This is a genomic window from Lentzea sp. NBC_00516 (assembly GCF_036346835.1).
In the GTDB taxonomy this organism is placed as follows: domain Bacteria; phylum Actinomycetota; class Actinomycetes; order Mycobacteriales; family Pseudonocardiaceae; genus Lentzea; species Lentzea sokolovensis.
In genome coordinates this window covers 4,311,026-4,327,754 of sequence record NZ_CP107840.1, presented here as the reverse complement: position 1 = coordinate 4,327,754, position 16,729 = coordinate 4,311,026, and the positions used below count along the sequence as shown (strand labels likewise).

General features: G+C 68.6%; 17 protein-coding genes. 9 read left to right on the top strand and 8 right to left on the bottom strand.

Annotated elements, in window-relative coordinates; translation table 11 throughout:
• Nucleotides 1–41 precede the first annotated feature (41 nt).
• Nucleotides 42–806: a PucR family transcriptional regulator gene (locus tag OG205_RS19215; protein WP_330277605.1), complete on the top strand. Its 765-nt coding sequence runs from the start codon at nt 42–44 to the stop codon at nt 804–806.
• Between the two features lie 10 nt (nt 807–816).
• Here OG205_RS19215 and OG205_RS19210 read toward each other — a convergent pair whose 3' ends face one another.
• The gene (locus OG205_RS19210; RefSeq protein WP_330277604.1) at nt 817–1,239 is read right to left on the bottom strand and encodes a YciI family protein; all 423 of its coding nucleotides are present in this window, start codon (nt 1,237–1,239) and stop codon (nt 817–819) included.
• A gap of 118 nt (nt 1,240–1,357) precedes the next feature.
• Between OG205_RS19210 and OG205_RS19205 the strand changes: the two genes are divergently transcribed.
• Together OG205_RS19205 and OG205_RS19200 are read left to right on the top strand one after the other, a co-directional pair.
• Nucleotides 1,358–1,750: a CoA-binding protein gene (locus OG205_RS19205; RefSeq protein ID WP_330277603.1), complete on the top strand. Its 393-nt coding sequence runs from the start codon at nt 1,358–1,360 to the stop codon at nt 1,748–1,750.
• An 80-nt stretch (nt 1,751–1,830) separates the two neighbouring features.
• Entirely contained in the window at nt 1,831–2,724 is an 894-nt protein-coding gene (locus tag OG205_RS19200) for a ParB/RepB/Spo0J family partition protein (protein ID WP_330277602.1), read from the top strand.
• Here OG205_RS19200 and OG205_RS19195 read toward each other — a convergent pair.
• On the bottom strand, nt 2,721–3,827 hold the full coding sequence (locus OG205_RS19195) for a helix-turn-helix domain-containing protein (RefSeq protein WP_330277601.1): 1,107 nt from the start codon (nt 3,825–3,827) through the stop codon (nt 2,721–2,723). The genes OG205_RS19200 and OG205_RS19195 overlap by 4 nt on opposite strands.
• 122 nt (nt 3,828–3,949) lie before the next feature.
• Between OG205_RS19195 and OG205_RS19190 the strand changes: the two genes are divergently transcribed.
• Entirely contained in the window at nt 3,950–4,531 is a 582-nt protein-coding gene (locus tag OG205_RS19190; protein ID WP_330277600.1) for an NUDIX hydrolase, read from the top strand.
• Between the two features lie 106 nt (nt 4,532–4,637).
• Here the strand turns inward: OG205_RS19190 and OG205_RS19185 are convergent, their stop codons facing one another.
• A complete protein-coding gene (locus OG205_RS19185) occupies nt 4,638–4,796 on the bottom strand; it encodes a hypothetical protein (RefSeq protein ID WP_330277599.1) in 159 nt (52 codons plus the stop codon).
• A 64-nt stretch (nt 4,797–4,860) separates the two neighbouring features.
• Entirely contained in the window at nt 4,861–5,817 is a 957-nt protein-coding gene (locus OG205_RS19180) for a hypothetical protein (RefSeq protein ID WP_330277598.1), read from the bottom strand.
• A gap of 238 nt (nt 5,818–6,055) precedes the next feature.
• Here OG205_RS19180 and OG205_RS19175 point away from each other — a divergent pair, with 238 nt between their 5' ends.
• Nucleotides 6,056–7,879: a S8 family serine peptidase gene (locus tag OG205_RS19175; protein WP_330277597.1), complete on the top strand. Its 1,824-nt coding sequence runs from the start codon at nt 6,056–6,058 to the stop codon at nt 7,877–7,879.
• Nucleotide 7,880: 1 nt separating this feature from the next.
• Here the strand turns inward: OG205_RS19175 and OG205_RS19170 are convergent, their stop codons facing one another.
• Complete coding sequence (locus OG205_RS19170) at nt 7,881–8,501, bottom strand: L-threonylcarbamoyladenylate synthase (protein ID WP_330277596.1); 621 nt, start codon at nt 8,499–8,501, stop codon at nt 7,881–7,883.
• A 100-nt stretch (nt 8,502–8,601) separates the two neighbouring features.
• Here OG205_RS19170 and OG205_RS19165 point away from each other — a divergent pair, with 100 nt between their 5' ends.
• From OG205_RS19165 to OG205_RS19155, 3 genes are all read left to right on the top strand, one after another.
• A complete protein-coding gene (locus OG205_RS19165; RefSeq protein ID WP_330277595.1) occupies nt 8,602–10,248 on the top strand; it encodes a glutamate--tRNA ligase in 1,647 nt (548 codons plus the stop codon).
• 92 nt (nt 10,249–10,340) lie between these two features.
• Nucleotides 10,341–10,898 carry a hypothetical protein gene (locus OG205_RS19160; RefSeq protein WP_330277594.1) on the top strand — a complete coding sequence of 186 codons (558 nt, stop codon included), beginning with the start codon at nt 10,341–10,343 and terminating at the stop codon, nt 10,896–10,898.
• A 136-nt stretch (nt 10,899–11,034) separates the two neighbouring features.
• Nucleotides 11,035–13,608: a glycoside hydrolase family 3 protein gene (locus OG205_RS19155; RefSeq protein WP_442916827.1), complete on the top strand. Its 2,574-nt coding sequence runs from the start codon at nt 11,035–11,037 to the stop codon at nt 13,606–13,608.
• 27 nt (nt 13,609–13,635) lie between these two features.
• Here the strand turns inward: OG205_RS19155 and OG205_RS19150 are convergent, their stop codons facing one another.
• The gene (locus OG205_RS19150; RefSeq protein ID WP_330277592.1) at nt 13,636–14,193 is read right to left on the bottom strand and encodes a TetR/AcrR family transcriptional regulator; all 558 of its coding nucleotides are present in this window, start codon (nt 14,191–14,193) and stop codon (nt 13,636–13,638) included.
• 91 nt (nt 14,194–14,284) lie between these two features.
• Here OG205_RS19150 and OG205_RS19145 point away from each other — a divergent pair, with 91 nt between their 5' ends.
• Nucleotides 14,285–15,064 carry an alpha/beta hydrolase gene (locus OG205_RS19145; protein ID WP_330277591.1) on the top strand — a complete coding sequence of 260 codons (780 nt, stop codon included), beginning with the start codon at nt 14,285–14,287 and terminating at the stop codon, nt 15,062–15,064.
• Here OG205_RS19145 and OG205_RS19140 read toward each other — a convergent pair.
• Together OG205_RS19140 and OG205_RS19135 are read right to left on the bottom strand one after the other, a co-directional pair.
• Nucleotides 15,061–15,660 (bottom strand): YigZ family protein, encoded by a 600-nt coding sequence (locus OG205_RS19140; protein WP_330277590.1) that lies wholly within the window; start codon nt 15,658–15,660, stop codon nt 15,061–15,063. The genes OG205_RS19145 and OG205_RS19140 overlap by 4 nt on opposite strands.
• Nucleotides 15,657–16,724, bottom strand: a complete 1,068-nt coding sequence (locus tag OG205_RS19135) for an ATP-dependent DNA ligase (RefSeq protein WP_330277589.1) — start codon at nt 16,722–16,724, stop codon at nt 15,657–15,659. The genes OG205_RS19140 and OG205_RS19135 overlap by 4 nt, the downstream gene beginning before the upstream one ends.
• Between the last annotated feature and the right edge of the window lie 5 nt (nt 16,725–16,729).

Genomic DNA, 16,729 nt, shown 5'->3' with positions numbered 1-16,729 from the left:
CCGTTCGGTGCGACATCGCAGGCCCCTCAAGGAGGCGACGCGTGACCACCGTGCTGGACAGCAGGCTGCTGGGAGACGTGCTGCGTGACATCCTCCGTCCGTTCGACCTTCCCCCGGTCGAGGACGTGGCGACTCGCCGCCGGCTCGCCAGAACCCTGCTCTCCGGCCGTGACAACGGTTCTTTCGACGGACTGGCGCTGGCGTACGCGGTGATCGCGTTCTGCGCGTCCACCGAGGACGACGCGGCCCGCGTGCTGGAAGCGTTGCGGGACAACGCCGACGCGCTGGTGCTAGACGGCGTTCGTGGCGGCTACGTGCTGGTGCCCTGTGCCCAGGACGGTCAGCTCGCGTTGGCCCGTGACCTGTACGAGCAGCTGGGCCTGGACGTGTGGATGGGCGTCACCTGGGCTTCCCGGCGTGATCTCGCGGCGGCCCGTGCGACGGCGGAGGACGTCCTGCGGATCGCTTCCTGCCGTGCGCCGGGCGTCTACGAGCTGCGCAACGTCCTGGCGGACTTCGCGGTGCTGCGCCAGCCGCACGTCGCCGAACGACTGGCCCGCGTGATCGAACCCGTGGTGGCGCAACAGCCGCTGCTGGACGCGTTGCGGGCGTTCATCGGCGAGGACGGCAACCGCACGGCGGCGGCGCGGCGGCTCGACATCCACCGCAGCACGCTCGACCACCGCCTGCGGCTGATCGAACGGCTGACGGGCTGCCGCCCGACCTCGCCGCGTGCGTTGCTGACCCTGAGCGTCGCGCTGACCGCGCACTCAGCGCCCGACGTGCCGCTGCCGCGCACTCACTGACTCTGCCCACTCATTGACTCTGGGAGGCGATCTGCTCGCGCAGCCGGTCCTCCTGCGCCTTGATCTCGGGCGTCAGCGCGTCACCGAACGCCTCGTCGCCGTGGACCTGGCGGATCTCGACCTCGCCCTCCTGGAACGGCGCCTTCTTCAGCCACTCCACGGCGTCCTGCAGGCTCGGCAGCTCCCAGATCCAGAAGCCCGCGATCAGTTCCTTGGACTCGGTGAACGGACCGTCGATGACCGTCGTCGCGCCCTTGCCGTCGAACCGGACGCGCGCGCCCTTGTCGCTCGAGTAGAGGCCGTCGCCCGCGAGCATCACGCCGGCCTTGACGAGCTCCTCGTTGTAGTTGCCCATGGCGGCGAGCTCGTCGGACGTCGGCATCACGCCCTGCTCGGTCTCCGGGGTGGACTTGACGATGACCATGAAGCGCATCTCGGGTCTCCTCTGCCTGGTGTCTGGTGCGTTTCTACCCAGGCGTCGATCGGGCACCCCGGCGTTTCGACCGGCTTCCGTCAATTGTGACCGGGGTCACAAGGTTAGTGTGGAGGGCATGCGCGAAGACGTCGACTGGATCCTCGAGAACTGCCAGGTCTGGGCCATCGTCGGGCTCTCGGGCAACCCGTCCCGCGCGGCCCACGGCGTCGCCCGGTTCCTGCAGCAGCGCGGCAAGAAGATCGTGCCGGTGCACCCGTCCGCCGAGACCGTGCACGGTGAGCAGGGCTACGCGACCCTGGCGGACATCCCGTTCGCGGTCGACGTCGTGGACGTGTTCCGCCGCTCGGAGGACGCCGGTCAGTTCGCCGACGAGGCTGCGGAGATCGGCGCCAAGGCCGTGTGGTTCCAGCTCGGCGTGGTGGACGACGCGGCGTACGCCCGCGCCCGCGAGGCCGGCCTGCGCATGGTGATGGACGTGTGTCCCGCGATCGAGTGGCGCTCCCGTTGAACGACTAGCTAACCTGGCGTCGTCGTCACCGGGTACCTGGGGGTCCCGGGGGACAATCAGCCTGGGGGGCTTGATTTCGCATGTTCATCGACATCACCGCTTTGCGGTCCGCCGAATCGCCGCGGCTTCGCGGCTGCAGCGACGACTTCGTTCGTTCACTGGCGTCGTCCGGCGCCCAGCTGCCACCGATCGTGGTGCACCGCCCGACGATGAGGGTCGTCGACGGCATCCACCGCCTGAAGGCCGCGGTGCTGCGCGGCTGCCGTTCCGTCGAGGTCGAGTACGTCGACGGACCCGTCGAGGACCTGTTCGGGCTGGCGGTGTCGCTGAACCTGGCGACGCTGTCGACCGCCGATCGCGAGGCCGCGGCCCGCCGGCTGCTGCGGTCGCATGCGCAGTGGTCGGACCGCGCGATCGCGGCCTCCACCGGCCTCGCCGCCAAGTCCGTCGGCGTGCTGCGGCGGGCCGTGGGCGGACAGGCCCCGGTGCGCGTGGGCCGCGACGGCAAGGTCAGGCCGGTCAACTCCGCCGCCGGGCGCAGGCTCGCCGGCCGGATGGTGGCCGAACGGCCCGACGCCTCGTTGCGCGACATCGCCCGTGCCTCCGGAGTGTCCCCTGGGACCGTCCGGGACGTCCGCCGCCGCCTCAGCGCCGGGCTGGATCCCGTGCCCGAGCGGATGCGGGCCTCCGAGCGGGCCGACACGGTGCTGCCCGCCGGGCGGAGCGACGTCCGCGATCCCGACGCCACCCTGCCGATTCTGCGCCGCGACCCGTCGCTGCGGTTCAACGAGCACGGGCGGCTGGTGCTGCGGTGGCTGGAGACGCACGCGGTGTCGTCCGGGGAGTGGGCCACCGTGGTGTCCGGGGTGCCTTCGCACTGCCGGGAACTGGTGGCGGACATGGCTCGCGGGGTCGCGGAGGCCTGGGTGGAGATGGCCGAGGCACTGGAACGCGAGGACCGGGCCGCGGTCTAGGTCGCGAACAGGATGTCGCCGATCTCTCCCGCCACCTCACGCCCCGCCGCGGGACGCAGGCGGGACAACAGCTTGCTGAACGCCGTCAGGTCGATGTGGACGGTCGCCGACCGCACCTGGCGGATGTCGTCCAGCAGGCCGACCACCAGGTCGCAGGCGTGGTCGACGTCGCCCGCCTCGGCGTGGGCCAGGGCTCTGCGCAGGCCGAAGCGGGTGCGGGCGCGCAGGGCGGTGGGGGCGATCAGCGGCATCTGGTCGTCGAGGATCGCGGCGGCCTCGGCGTGGCGACCCAGGTCGTGGAACGACCAGGCGCGGGCGATGGCCACCTGGTCGACGAGACTCGTTGTGCCGTAACGGGAGTCGCTCACGGCTCGCTGTAGTTCGGCGGCGCGGTCGAGGGCGGCCTGGCAGCGGTCGGCGGCGCCGGCCAGGGCGTAGCCCTGGGCTTCCCGTTGGGCTGCCACGGCTTTGACGGCGATCGAGCGGGACTTGCCTGCCCTGCGGGCGAAGTTGACGGTGGCGTGGGCGTCGCCGCGGTACAGGGCGAATTCTGAGGCTCTCACGTAGGCGTAGGCCTCCAGGTCCGGGTCGCCGCCTCGTGCGGCGTACTGGACGGCGCGCCGGGTCAGTTCGGCCGCCGAGGCGTCGTCGCCGCGTTCCTGTTCCATCCAGCCCGCGTACTCGGCGTAGCGGGCGGCCAGCAGCCAGAGGCCCCTGCCGAGGCCGGGGTCGTCGGCGGAGCGGGCCATCGAACTCAGCGCGTCCACCTGGGGGCGGAGACTGGACAACACCACCTCGGGGCTCAGGCGGTGGCCCAGAGCGCGGTGGTGGTCGAACATCGAGTCGAAGGTGAGGAGTGTCGTGTGGTCGCTCGGGATCGGACGGGCCGGCGCGTCCGCTAGTTCGATCAGGTGACCGTCAGCCTGAAGGACGTTGTCGAAGAGCCTGGCCATTTCGGGGTTCGGGTGAACCTGACCGTTCTCGATCTTGCTGAGGTGTCCCTTGCTGTACGGTACGAGGCCGGTCATCTGACTGAGTGAGAGCCCGCGCTCGTTGCGCAGGCGGCGAACCTCCTGGGCGAACGTGGGCGACAACGGCTTCACCCCCCTCCCCCCGGAAGTGTGTACGCCGTCAAACACCCGAATGCCGAATGTCCACTTATTGGCCGTTGATTGACGATCAACTGGGGCTATCTGGAACGGTCGGCGATGGTTCCATGTGAGTCATGGTGATGACGCGGCTCGACGAGGCGGCTGGTGTGGTGATGGTCTGGCAGCGCTTGGCGACCAACGTGGTCCACCGGTCGGAGTGGTTCGAGGTGCGCTCCGACAGCGTCGTCAGACCCGATGGCGGGCATGGCACCTACACGCACGTCGTGGCGCCGGGATCGGTCACGATCCTCGCGATCCAGGACGACGACGAGGTCGTGCTGACCCGGCAGTGGATCTACACGCACGGCGGCACCGAATGGCGGCTGCCCGGCGGCGCCGTCGACCACTCGGACGCTGATCCGCTGGCCGCGGCACGTCGTGAGCTCGCGGAGGAGACCGGGCTGCGGGCGGCGAAGTGGGAGCGGCTCGGCCAGATCCACGGCGCCGACAGCCTGAGCAACCACGTCGACCACATCTTCCTCGCCACCGACCTCACCCAGGGCGAGGCGGCGCTCGAACCCGGTGAGGCGGACCTGCGCGTGCGGACGATGCCGTTCTGCCACGCGCTCGACCTCGTCCGGCAGGGCATGCTCCCGCACGCCGGCAGTTCGCACGCGCTGCTCGTGATGGCGTTGCGCCGCACGGCCCAGAAATAGCATTCCCAGGGTTTCCTCGTATAGCTGGAAACAGGAAACCCGTTCTCATTCGACTGGCGAAAAGCCACTCTTGGTGCATCGGCGAGAACAACAGCCCGAAAGCCAGTCAGAATGAGAAGGTGAATTCTTCGATGAGAATGATCTGCTCACTCGCCACCGTCATGAAGGTTGCCGCTATCTGCCTTTTTCTTGGATTCATGGCAGGCAGCGTCTTCATCGCAACGGTGATCTGACTTCGCTTCGGACTGCGGTTCTCCCTGGCCATCAAAGGGAGGTGTCAGCCGTGGAACCGCACTTCTGCATCGACACGATCTGAACTCGCACGGCTTCTAGCGTGGCGTCCACTGCACGCCGTAGCCGCGGCCCTGGCGGGGATGGGGGAACTGCACGTCGATCTCCCCGATCTCGTCCAGCGGCAGCGTCTGCGGCCAAGGCGTCAGATCGTCGGTGTCGCGTGCCAGAGCCTCTTCGACGCGCCACACCGACTCCGGCAGGTCGTCCTGGTCGAATCGCACCCGCAACCGGAACGACTCGCACATCCGCTCCGGCCAGAACACGTAGGTCGGACGCATCGATTGTCCCCGCGGCACGCGCACTTCGAGCGCGAACTGGTGCGTTTGTCCCGCGTTGAGGGGTCGGGGCAACCGCAGCTTCATCAGGAAGCGTCGCGGGGACGGACGTTCGTGGCCGATGAGCTCGACCCCGTGCAACACCTCCACGTCCAGGTCACCTGGAGCACCTTCGGGCGTGGGTGAGGGGATCGTGATCGACCACGCGATCTCGTTGACACCATCGGTGTCGGCCACAACGGTCCGGCGTTCCGTGCACGCGGGCGTCGGACCGTCCAGCTTCAGCAGCGCGTCGAACTCCTTGACGTGCCACAGTTCCGACGGCGCCACGTGCGTCGTCGAAGGAGCCGGCTGCAGCGCCACCTCCACCAGGCGCTGCAGTCCGGCGTCCATCCTCCTGCGCACCGTGCGCGCCCCGCGGTCCTGTTGCTTCGCGAGCCACTCGATGCGTTCGTTGAGGAACCGGAACTGCGCGTCGTCGTGCAGTCCGAGGGGCGCCAGAACGGCGTTGCGGACCTCGACCGGGAAACCGCGCGTCGCGTTCAGGACCCAGTCGCGCAGTTTCGTCCGCACGGCCTCGGCGCCGTCCGTCTCGACGATGCCGCACACCTGGCGCAGCGCCGGTCCGACGTGCAAGTCGATACCGGGAGTCTGCACACCGCGCCCACGGCACAAGGTGCGCAGTTCTTCCATCAGCTGCTCAGGTGAGACTGGCATCCGTCCTCCGCGCGGAAATGCTTTGCCGGGCATGTCGGGCTTACCCGATCGGACGTTACTCCGGATGCACCATCCGGGTGAACGAATATGGGCGGCCGAACGGATTCTTCTACATCGTCCCGCTAGATGATCACCGCCGAACGACTGATGTCCTGACCTGGTCTTTGCCGGTAACGTGCTGGTCACGGGCGGTGACTTCCTCCGGTCGCCGCCACCCCTGCCGATGGAGGTTGTCTTCGTGCTGCGCACAATATTGTCCGTCGCCGCCGTGTTCTCGCTGGTCAGCGGCGTTCCTGCCGTCGCTGCCCCGGCGGAGGGCGCTTACCTGCTGCAGTTCCGCACCACCCTGAACGACGGCCAGCGCCACCAGCTCCAGGGCCTCGGCGTGCGGCTCGGCGCGTTCGTCCAGGACGGCACCTACCTCGCCCGCATGACGAGCACCGCGCGCGTGTCGCGGCTGAGCTACGTGGCCGAGGTGCGTCCGTTCCAGGCCCAGCCGCAGATCATGGCGCTGGGCGGCGCTTCCGACTACCTGATCACGCTCGTCGAGCAGGACGAGCGTGACCAGAAAGCCGTCGCCGCCAAGGTGAAGTCCTTGGGCGGCAAGGTGAACGTCATCTCCGCGAGCCGTGAGCACATCATGGCCACCTTGGACGCAGGGCAAGCCGCGCAGCTCGCGAAGCTGCCGGCCGTGATCGCGATCGACCCGGTGTCCGCGCCGGAGACCGACATGGCGATCTCGCGCGAGTCGTCCGGTGCCAACCACATCGAGAGCGTCGGCGGCTACAAGGGCCAGGGCGTGCGCGGCGAGGTGATGGACGGCGGATTCCGCCTGACGCACCAGGAGTTCCGCACCCGGCCACCGTTGCAGCACACCGCCAACACCACCAACACCTCGCACGGCACCTCGACGTACGGGCAGATCTTCGCGTCCGGCGTCTCGTCCGCGCACCGCGGCCTGCTGCCGGAGGGCCAGGGCATCACGGCCGTCTACAACACCGGCGACCGCTACGCGCACACCAAGCAGCTCGTCGACCCGGCCGGTCAGTACAAGGCCGTGTTCCAGTCCAACAGCTGGGGTGACTCGCTCACCACGGCGTACAACTCGATCTCGCAGCAGATGGACCGGATCGTGTTCGACCACGACCTGCTGATCTGCCAGTCGCAGAGCAACGCGGGCACCAGAAGCTCGCGTCCCCAGGCGTGGGCGAAGAACGTGCTGTCGGTCGGCGGCCAGTACCACTACAACACCCTCGACCGCGCGGACGACAAGTGGAACGGTGGCGCGTCGATCGGCCCCGCCGCCGACGGCCGCATCAAGCCGGAGATCTCGAACTACTACGACCGCATCGACACCACGACGTCCACCAGCGACACCGCCTACACGACGTCGTTCGGCGGCACGTCCGGCGCGACGCCGATCACCTGCGGCAACGCCGGTCTGCTGTTCCAGATGTGGGCCGACGGCGTGTTCGACGGCGCGCCGGGCAAGGGCCGTGACGTGTTCGCGTCCCGCCCGCACGCGGCGACCGCCAAGGCGCTGCTGATCAACACCGCCAACCAGTTCACGTTCTCCGGCACCACCCACGACCAGACGCGCACGCACCAGGGCTGGGGCACGGCGTCGGTCCGCAACCTCTACGACCGCGCGAAGGCGGGCGGCTGGAAGCTGCCGGTGCTGGTGAACGAGACGGACCTGCTGGCCACCGGTCAGTCGCGCAAGTACACCGTCGCGTCCAACGGCCAGACGCCGCTGCGCGCGACGCTGGCCTACACCGACCCGGCCGGTTCGCCGACCGCGGCCAAGGCGACCGTCAACGACCTGACGCTGAAGGTCACCGCCCCGAACGGCACCGTCTACTGGGGCAACAACGGCCTGCTGGCCGGCAACTGGTCCACGTCCGGCGGCGTCGCGAACACCGTCGACACCGTGGAGAACGTCCTCGTCCAGACGCCCGCCGCGGGCAACTGGACGGTCGAGGTGATCGCGACCTCGGTCAACGTCGACGGTCACGTCGAGACGGCCGCGACCGACGCCGACTACGCGCTGGTCGTGTCCTGACCTACTCGAACCGGGACGGGTCGCCCGCGCCGTAGCGGATGATCTCGGCCTCGCCGCTCGAGAAGTCCACCACCGTGGTGGGCGTGGTGCCGCACTCCCCGGAGTCGATCACCGCGTCCACCACGTGGTCGAGGCGTTCCTTGATCTCCCAGCCCTGCACGAGCGGCTCGGCCTCGTCGGGCAGCAGCAGGGTGCTGGTGAGCAGCGGCTCGCCCATCGCCTCCAGCAGCGCCTGCGTCACGACGTGGTCGGGGATGCGCGCGCCGACCGTCTTCTTCTTCGCGTGCATCATGCGGCGCGGCACCTCCTTCGTCGCGGGCAGGATGAACGTGTAGTTGCCCGGCGTGGAGGACTTGATCGCCCGGAACACCGCGTTGTCCACGACGACGAACTGACCGAGCTGGGCGAAGTTCTCGCACATCAGCGTGAAGTGGTGCTTGTCGTCGAGCTTGCGGATCTCCCGGATGCGGTCGATGCCGTCCTTGTTGCCCAGCCGGCAGCCCAGCGCGTAGCAGGAGTCGGTCGGGTAGGCGATCAGGCCGTCCTCCCGCAGGATCTTCACGGCCTGGTCGATGGCGCGCTTCTGCGGGTTGACCGGGTGGACGTCGAGGTACTTGGCCATGGCCGGTGAGCTTAGGCCGATCACCGAGGGGCCAGCATTTCGGCTCGCGCACGTTGATAACCTGGGGCTACTTCTTTCCCTGGTTTGGAGACCCCTAGCGATGCTCGACCGTGCCGTCGTCGACGCCCTGTTCCCCTCGGACCTGCCTGAACCGGCCTTCTGGGAGGAGCAGTACCCGCCTCGCGGGCTGGCAGAAGGCGCGAAGGTCACGCGCCTGGGCCCGTCGCCGACCGGGTTCCTGCACATCGGCGGCCTGTACGTCGGCATGATCGACCGCGACCTCGCGTCCCACTCCGGTGGCTCGTACATCGTGCGCGTCGAGGACACCGACCAGGCGCGTGAGGTTCCCGGCGCCGTCGAGCAGTTCAACAAGGCGTTCAAGTACTTCGGCATCGAGCCCGACGAGGCCGACGCGGTGGGCTCGTACGGCCCGTACCACCAGTCGCAGCGCGAGCAGGTCTACCTGACGTACGTGCGTGAGCTGGTGCGTTCCGGTCACGCGTACCTGTGCTTCGCGACGAAGGAAGAGCTCGCGGACATCACCGCCCGCCAGCAGGCCACCAAGCTGCCTACCGGCTACTACGGCCGGTGGGCGATCTGGCGCGACAAGACCGCCGAGGACGTTCAGGCCGCTTTGGACGAGGGCCGTCCGTACGTCGTGCGTTTCCGTTCGCCGGGCAAGGCGGGGGAGCGGACGTCGTTCGTCGACGCGATCCGCGGCCCGCTCGAGCACGACGCGAACCGCAACGACGTGGTGATCCTCAAGGCGTCCGACCAGTCGCCGCGCCTGCCCACGTACCACTTCGCGCACGCCGTCGACGACCACCTGATGCGCGTGAACCTGGTGATCCGCGGCGAGGAGTGGATCTCCTCGGTCCCCACCCACCTGCAGCTGTTCGACGCCCTCGGCTTCGAGCGCGTCGAGTACGCCCACATCGCGCCGCTGATGAAGCAGCAGGGCGGCTCCCGGCGCAAGCTCTCGAAGCGCAAGGACCCCGAGGCGTCCGTCGAGTTCTTCATCGAGGCGGGCTTCCCGGCCCCGGCCGTCCAGTACTACATGCGCGGCCTGGTCAACGCCCGCCTGGCCGAGCTGCCACTGGCCGAGGCCCTGGAGGCCCCGATCTCGCTCGCCGAGTGCGGCGTCGCGGGCCCACTGGTCGACCTGGTGAAGCTCGACGACATCTGCGCCGACTACGTGGCGACGCTGTCCGGCGAGGAGATCATCTCGCTGGTGTCGGAGTGGGCCAAGACCCACGACCCCGAGCTGGTCACCGTGCTGGCCTCGGAGCGCGACGCGGCCCTGGCGGCGTTGCGCGTCGAGCGCGGCCCGGAGGTCGCGAACCCGCGCAAGGACCTCCGCAAGTGGGCGGACTTCCGCACCGCCTACGGCTTCTTCTTCCCGTCGCTGTTCCCGCTCGTGTCCGACCGGACCGACGAGCGCCTCGGCGGGCTGTCGCCGGAGCTGATCTCCGCGTTCGCCGCGGACTTCGCCGACGGCTACGCGGATCTGGAGGACGGCCAGGAGTGGTTCGGCCAGATCCGGGAGCTCGCCGCGAAGCACGGGTTCGCGCCGAACCCCAAGGAGCTCAAGAAGAACCCGGACGCCTACCCCGGCTCCATCCGTGAGGCCGCGCAGCTCATCCGCGTGGCGCTGACGGGGTCGAAGGCGAGCCCGGACCTGCACGCCGTTGCCCGCACGCTGGGCACGGACGAGGTGCTGCGCCGGGTGCGCGCGCTCGCCGGCTGACGGTTCGTTCCGACGGCCCCTGGTTCCTACGGGAATCGGGGGCCGTCTTTGTTCGGAGGAGATCCGTCGGCGTCTGCCCACATACTGCTGGCATGACGGGGGAGAGTGCTTGCGCTCGTGAGTTCACGGCGTTGCGTGGCCGGCGTGTCGAGTCGTGGGTCGGTGTGGAGTGGGCGCTGCGTGCGGACGTGCCGGGCAGCGGGCCCCAGTTCCACGACCCGGAGGTGCCCTGTCTGCAGTTGTGGGGACTGCAGGCGGTGCTCGGTGACGGGCTGTTCAGCATCTGCACGTTCGACGAGGAAGCCGTGAGCGGGTTGTGGCGCAACCGGCACGAGGAGTTCGAGGCCAAGCTGCAGGACTCGGTGCTGTGGGACGAGCCCGGCGACTGCACCCGCTGGCGTGCGTTGAGCGAGTTGCCGGTCGGGCCGATCGACGAGGTCACGGTCTACGGCGACGAGGGTGTGGTGGCCGAGGTGCTGCTCGTGATCGGTGGACGGCCGTTGTTGCTCATCGCCGGCGAGCTGTACGAGACGTGGACGGACGACCTGGAGTTCCATCGGCTTGACGAATCGGTGCTGGCCTTCACCGATCTCGCGGCGGCCGATCGGGTCGCCTGGAGCACGCCCCGGCAGGACCTCCGCGTCCTCTGAACGAACTCTCGGCCCGGTATGGAACTTTCGTCCTGAAAGTTTCCGGAACAAAGTCGTGAGAGCGTTCCCATTGACGTGGACGTAACACGCCGTTGAGGATCGCGGCATGCATTGGAGAAGCACTCTCGCCGCAGTGCTGGGGCTGACACTGGTCGCCGGCACAACATCGGCGGCCGTCGCGCAGGAAGCGCAGCACTGGCCGCCGAAGCAGCCGGTCATCGGCCAGCCGAAGACGGAGCACGGTTGTGCCCGCATCGAGAAGTCCCTGTCGACGCTCAAGGACTGGCCGAAGGTCGAGAGCCAGCTCACGGGTGACCGCAAGGACGAGGCTCGGATCAAGGCGATCCTCAAGGACATGACGCTGGCCGAGAAGGTCGGCCAGATGACGCAGCCCGAGATCGGTGCGATCACGGCCGCGGACGTCACGACCTACGGGTTCGGGTCCGTCCTCAACGGCGGTGGCAGCTGGCCCGGCGCCAAGAAGAACGCGACGCCGCAGGAGTGGCTCGCGCTGGCCGACGCCTACTTCGAGGCGTCGAAGCAGTCGCGCACCAAGATCCCCGTCATCTGGGGCATCGACGCGGTGCACGGCAACAACAACGTCTACGGCGCGACGGTCTTCCCGCACAACATCGGTCTCGGCGCGGCGCAGGACCCGTGCCTCATCCGCGACATCAACGAGGCCACGGCCGAGCAGATTCGCGCGACGGGGCAGGACTGGGCCTTCTCGCCGACGCTCGCCGTCGTGCAGGACGACCGGTGGGGCCGCACGTACGAGGGCTTCTCCGAGGACCCGCGGATCACCCGCGCCTACGGCTACGAGGCCATCAAGGGCCTGCAGGACAACGCGAAGAAGCGCATCGGCGAGGACGGCGTGATCGCCACCGCCAAGCACTTCATCGGTGACGGCGGCACGACCGGCGGCAAGGACCAGGGCATCAACGCCTCGTCCGAGAAGGACATGATCAACGTCCACGGTCAGGGCTACTACGGTGCTCTCGCCGCGGGCGCCCAGTCCGTGATGATCTCGTTCAACAGCTGGACGAACGACGTCATCGCCGAGGGCAAGGTGCACGGCTCCAAGTACGTGCAGACCGGCATCCTCAAGGGCAAGATGGGCTTCGACGGCCTGCTCGTCGGCGACTGGAACGGCCACGGCCAGGTTCCGGGCTGCACGAACGCCAGCTGTGCGGCGGCGATCAACGCCGGACTGGACATCCTCATGGTGCCGAACGACTGGAAGGCGCTCATCACCAACACGATCGCCCAGGTCGAGGCCGGTGAGATCCCGATGGCCCGCATCGACGACGCGGTGACCCGCATCCTGCGCGTCAAGCTGCGCGCCGGTGTCTTCGAGGCCAAGAAGCCCTCGCTACGTGAGCACGCGGGTGAAGCGAAGGCGTTGCAGCACAAGGAACTCGCCCGCGAGGCCGTGCGCGAGTCCGCCGTGCTGATGAAGAACGACAAGCGCGTGCTGCCGTTGTCCAAGCGCAGCAAGGTTCTCGTCGTCGGCAAGAGCGCCGACAACATCGGCAACCAGACCGGTGGCTGGACGCTGTCGTGGCAGGGCACCGGCAACACCAACGCCGACTTCCCCAACGCCACCAGCATCCTCAAGGGCATCCAGGACACCCTGGGCACGACGAACGTCACGTTCGCCGAGACCGCCGACGGTGTCGACCCGGCGCAGTTCGACGCCGTCATCGCCGTGATCGGTGAGACGCCGTACGCGGAGGGTGTGGGCGACCTCGGCAAGCGGTCGTTCGAGTCCGCTCGCCTGCAGCCGCAGGACCTCGCCGTGCTGGACAAGGTGTCCGGCAAGGGCAAGCCGGTCATCACCGTCTACGTCGGTGGCCGCGCGCTGTACATGAACAAGGAGATCAACCGCTCCGACGCGTTCGTGGCCGCCTGGCTGCCGGGCTCCGAGGGCGGCGGCATCGCCGACCTGCTGATCAAGGGCCGCCACAACGGGTTCAGCGGCAAGCTGTCCTACTCGTGGCCTGGCGAGGCCTGCCCCGCGCTGCCGGGTGAGCCCGCCAAGAAGCCGCTGTTCAAGCTCGGCTACGGCCTGCGCGACTGGGAGACCGGCCGCGTCGGCAAGCTCGACGAGACCAGCCCCGGCGTCCTGTGCTCCGGCGGTGGCGGCGGCACGGCCACCGAGGACCTGGAGATCTACAACCGCACGGACATCGCGCCGTACCAGTCGATGATCGGTTCGGCGGAGAACTGGGGCGGCACCGTGGTCGGGCCCGACGGCCAGGCCTCGCACGCCGAGCTCAACGTCGTGCAGTCCGACGTCAACGTCCAGCAGGACGCGCTCAAGACGACGTGGACCGGCACCGGCCCTGGCCAGGTGTACCTGCAGAGCCAGGCGGTCAGCGACCTCCGCGGCTACGGCAACGCCAACGCGGCCATCCAGTTCGACGTGATCGTGCACCAGGCCCCGGCCAACCGCACCGTCATCAGCTCGCACTGCCAGTACCCGTGCATGGCGGAGATCGATGCCACGCAGGCGTTCCGCAACCTCCCCATTGGACAGAAGTCGACCGTCAAGATCCCGGTCTCCTGCTTCTCCAACAAGGGACTGGACCTGGAGAGCGTCAACACGCCGTTCCTCGTCTACACCGACGGCGCGTTCCAGGCCTCGTTCGCGAACATCCGGTGGGTGCCCAAGGCGGGCGCCGATCCGGACGCACTGCCCTGTACGTAAGCACTAACGGGTAAGACGCGGCGCGCTTCAGGCTGTTTTCTCCAGCAGGAAGCGCGCCGCGGTCTGTGCCTGCCGGGCGGGTTCGGACGACACCGTGATCGCCGTGTTCGTCATCGCCCCCTCGAACAGCAGGAAGATCGAGTCCGCCACCCACTCCGGCCGCCCGCTCGCCGCGACCAACGCCGCGATCGCGCCCCGCACGCCGGACTTCTGGTGGCGCACCACCGCGGTCACACGCTCCGAGGACGGTCCCAGCTCCGCGTAGGAGTTGATGAACGCGCAGCCGCGGAAGTCGGTCGTGCCCGACGAGTCCGCCATCCAGTCGAAGACCGCCAGGATCTGCTCCTCCGGCGTCGACGCGCGCAGCACGTACTTCATGGTCGCGGCGGTGATGGCCTCCTCCCGCCGGCGCAGCACCTCCTCGACCAGCGCCTCCTTGCCGTCGAAGAGGCTGTAGAGCTTCTTCAACGAGACGCCCGCCTCCGCGCGCAGCTCGTCCATGCCGACCGCGTGCGCGCTCTTCGCGTAGAACAGCCGGTCAGCCGCCTCCAGAACCCTCTCGCGGGCCTCTGTGTCCGTGGTCACCGTCAGTACCCCTTGCCGTGGAGAACGCTCGTTCTCTACTGTAGCAAACACACCGGAGAACGAGCGTTCTCCGCCACCGAGGGAGACGGAAATGTCGAAGATCGTGCTGGTCCACGGACTGTGGCTCACCTCCGCCAGCTGGAAGAACGTCGCCGAGAGGTTCGAGGCGGCCGGCCACGAGGTGCTCACCCCGACCTGGCCCGGCTACGGCGAGGTCGCCGAGATGAGGGCCCACCCCGAGATCGCGAACGGCCTGGGCGTCGTGGAGATCACCGACCACGTCGAGAAGTTCATCCGCGACCACCACGCCGAGGACGCGATCATCATGGGCCACTCGTTCGGTGGCCTGATCACGCAGAAGCTCCTCGACCGGGGCCTGGGCAAGGCCGGTGTCGCCATCCACTCGGCGCCCGCCAAGGGCACGCTGGGCCTGCCGTTCTCCTCGATCAAGGCCGCGTTCCCTGTGCTCAAGAACCCGGCGAACGCCAAGCGCAACGTCGAGCTGTCGCCGGAGGAGTGGCACTTCGCGTTCACGAACACCCTGCCGGAGGACGAGGCCGAGGCGCTGCGGCAGCAGTTCGCGATCACCGCGCCCGGACGCCCGCTGTGGCAGGCCGCGACCGCGAACTTCACCACCCACAACGCGACCAAGGTCGACCTGAAGAACCCGAACCGCGCGCCGCTGCTGTTCATCGCGAGCGAGGGCGACAACGTCGTGCCGGCGTCGATGAACCGCGAGAACGCCCGCCGTTACAAGGGCCCCGCGATCACCGAGATCAGGGAGTTCCCGAACCGCCCGCACTTCGTCATGGGAACGCCGGGCTGGGAAGAGGTCGCCGACTACGCCCTGACCTGGGCCGACAAGTTCTAGCCGTCGAGGTCCACCGGCTCGCCCCTGATCGCGGTCACGGAACCGCCGGTCTGGGCGGCGAGCCAGACCTCGAAGTCGTCCGGGTCCTTCGTGAGAACGGTGAAGGTGACGTCATGACCGTATTCGGTGTCCGCGACGTGGTACCCGGCCGCGCGCAACGCGTTCTCCAGCTTCCCCGCCTGATCGTGGTCCACGGCCAGAAGCACGCTCTCGTGCCGTTCACGGGTGAGAGTGCCCAACGAGTCGATGGCCTCCGACACTGCCCGTCCATACGCACGGACCAGGCCGCCGGCACCCAGTTTGATGCCGCCGTAGTAGCGGGTGACGACGACAGCGGTGTCCACGAGGTCCCGGCGTGTCAACACCTCCAGCATCGGAACGCCTGCGGTGCCGGCAGGTTCGCCGTCGTCGGACGACCGTTGGGTGTCGAGAGTCCGGAACGCCGTGCAGTTGTGCGAGGCCTGCCAGTGCTCCTTGCGGACACGAGCGAAGAACTCGGAAGCCTCCGCATCGGAGGTGACGCGGGCGACGTGGCACAGGAACCGCGACCGTTGGATCTCGATCTCGTGCGTGCCGTCCCGCTTGATCACCTTCACGGCTCGATTGTCCGCCTGCGTTGTTCGGCCTCACCGAACAGGGCGTCCAGCTCGGCCGGAGGAACCTCCTCGAGCTGCTCGTACGTGCACTCCAACGCCGTCTTGTCCTCACGGAAGCGCACAAGCCGTGAGGTGTGCCGGAACCGTCCACCCTGCACGTGCTCGTACCGCACCTCGGCGACCCGCGTCGGTTCGAGCAGCACGACCTGAAGCTGCTTCTCGGGGTTCCACCGGCTGTTCATGCCAGGACCCTCGTACGTCGCCCACGCGCTCCACGGATGCTCGGCGGGGTCGAGCAACGGCTTGAGCTCCTCGACCAGCTCCCGCCGCCGCGCCGCGGTGAAGCTGCTGGCCACACCGACGTTGTGCAGTTCGCCGTCCTGGTAGAGCCCGAGCACCAGCGACCCGACCGTCTCGCCGTCCTTGTGCCACCGATAACCGGCGACCACGCAGTCGGCCGTCCGCTCGTGCTTCACCTTGAACATCACGCGCTTGTCGGGCTCGTAGACGCCGTCCAGGGCCTTCACCATCACGCCGTCGAACCCCGCGCCCTCGAACCGGGTGAACCAGTCCTGCGCCACGTCCGGGTCCGCTGTGGACGGTGTCAGGTAGATGCCGGGGACCTCGGTGACGATCTCCTCCAGCAGCTTGCGCCGCTCGCGCAACGAGAGCCCGGTGACGTCCTCGGAGCCGCACGCCAGCAGGTCGAACGCCACGAAGCTCGCCGGCGTCTCCACCGAGAGCTTGCGCACGCGCGAGGCTGCCGGGTGCAGGCGCAACTGGAGGGTGTCGAAGCTCAGCCCGTCCGGCGTGACCAGCACGATCTCGCCGTCCACCACGCACCGCGGCGGCAGCGCCTCCCGGAGCAGCTCGACGACCTCGGGGAAGTACCGGGTGAGCGGCTTGTCGTTGCGCGAGCCCAGCTCGACCTCGTCGCCGTCGCGGAACACGATGCAGCGGAAGCCGTCCCACTTGGGCTCGTACGCGAGTCCGTCCCCGCGCGGCAGCACGGGCACGGACTTCGCGAGCATCGGCTTCACCGGCGGCATCACGGGCAGGTCCACACCGG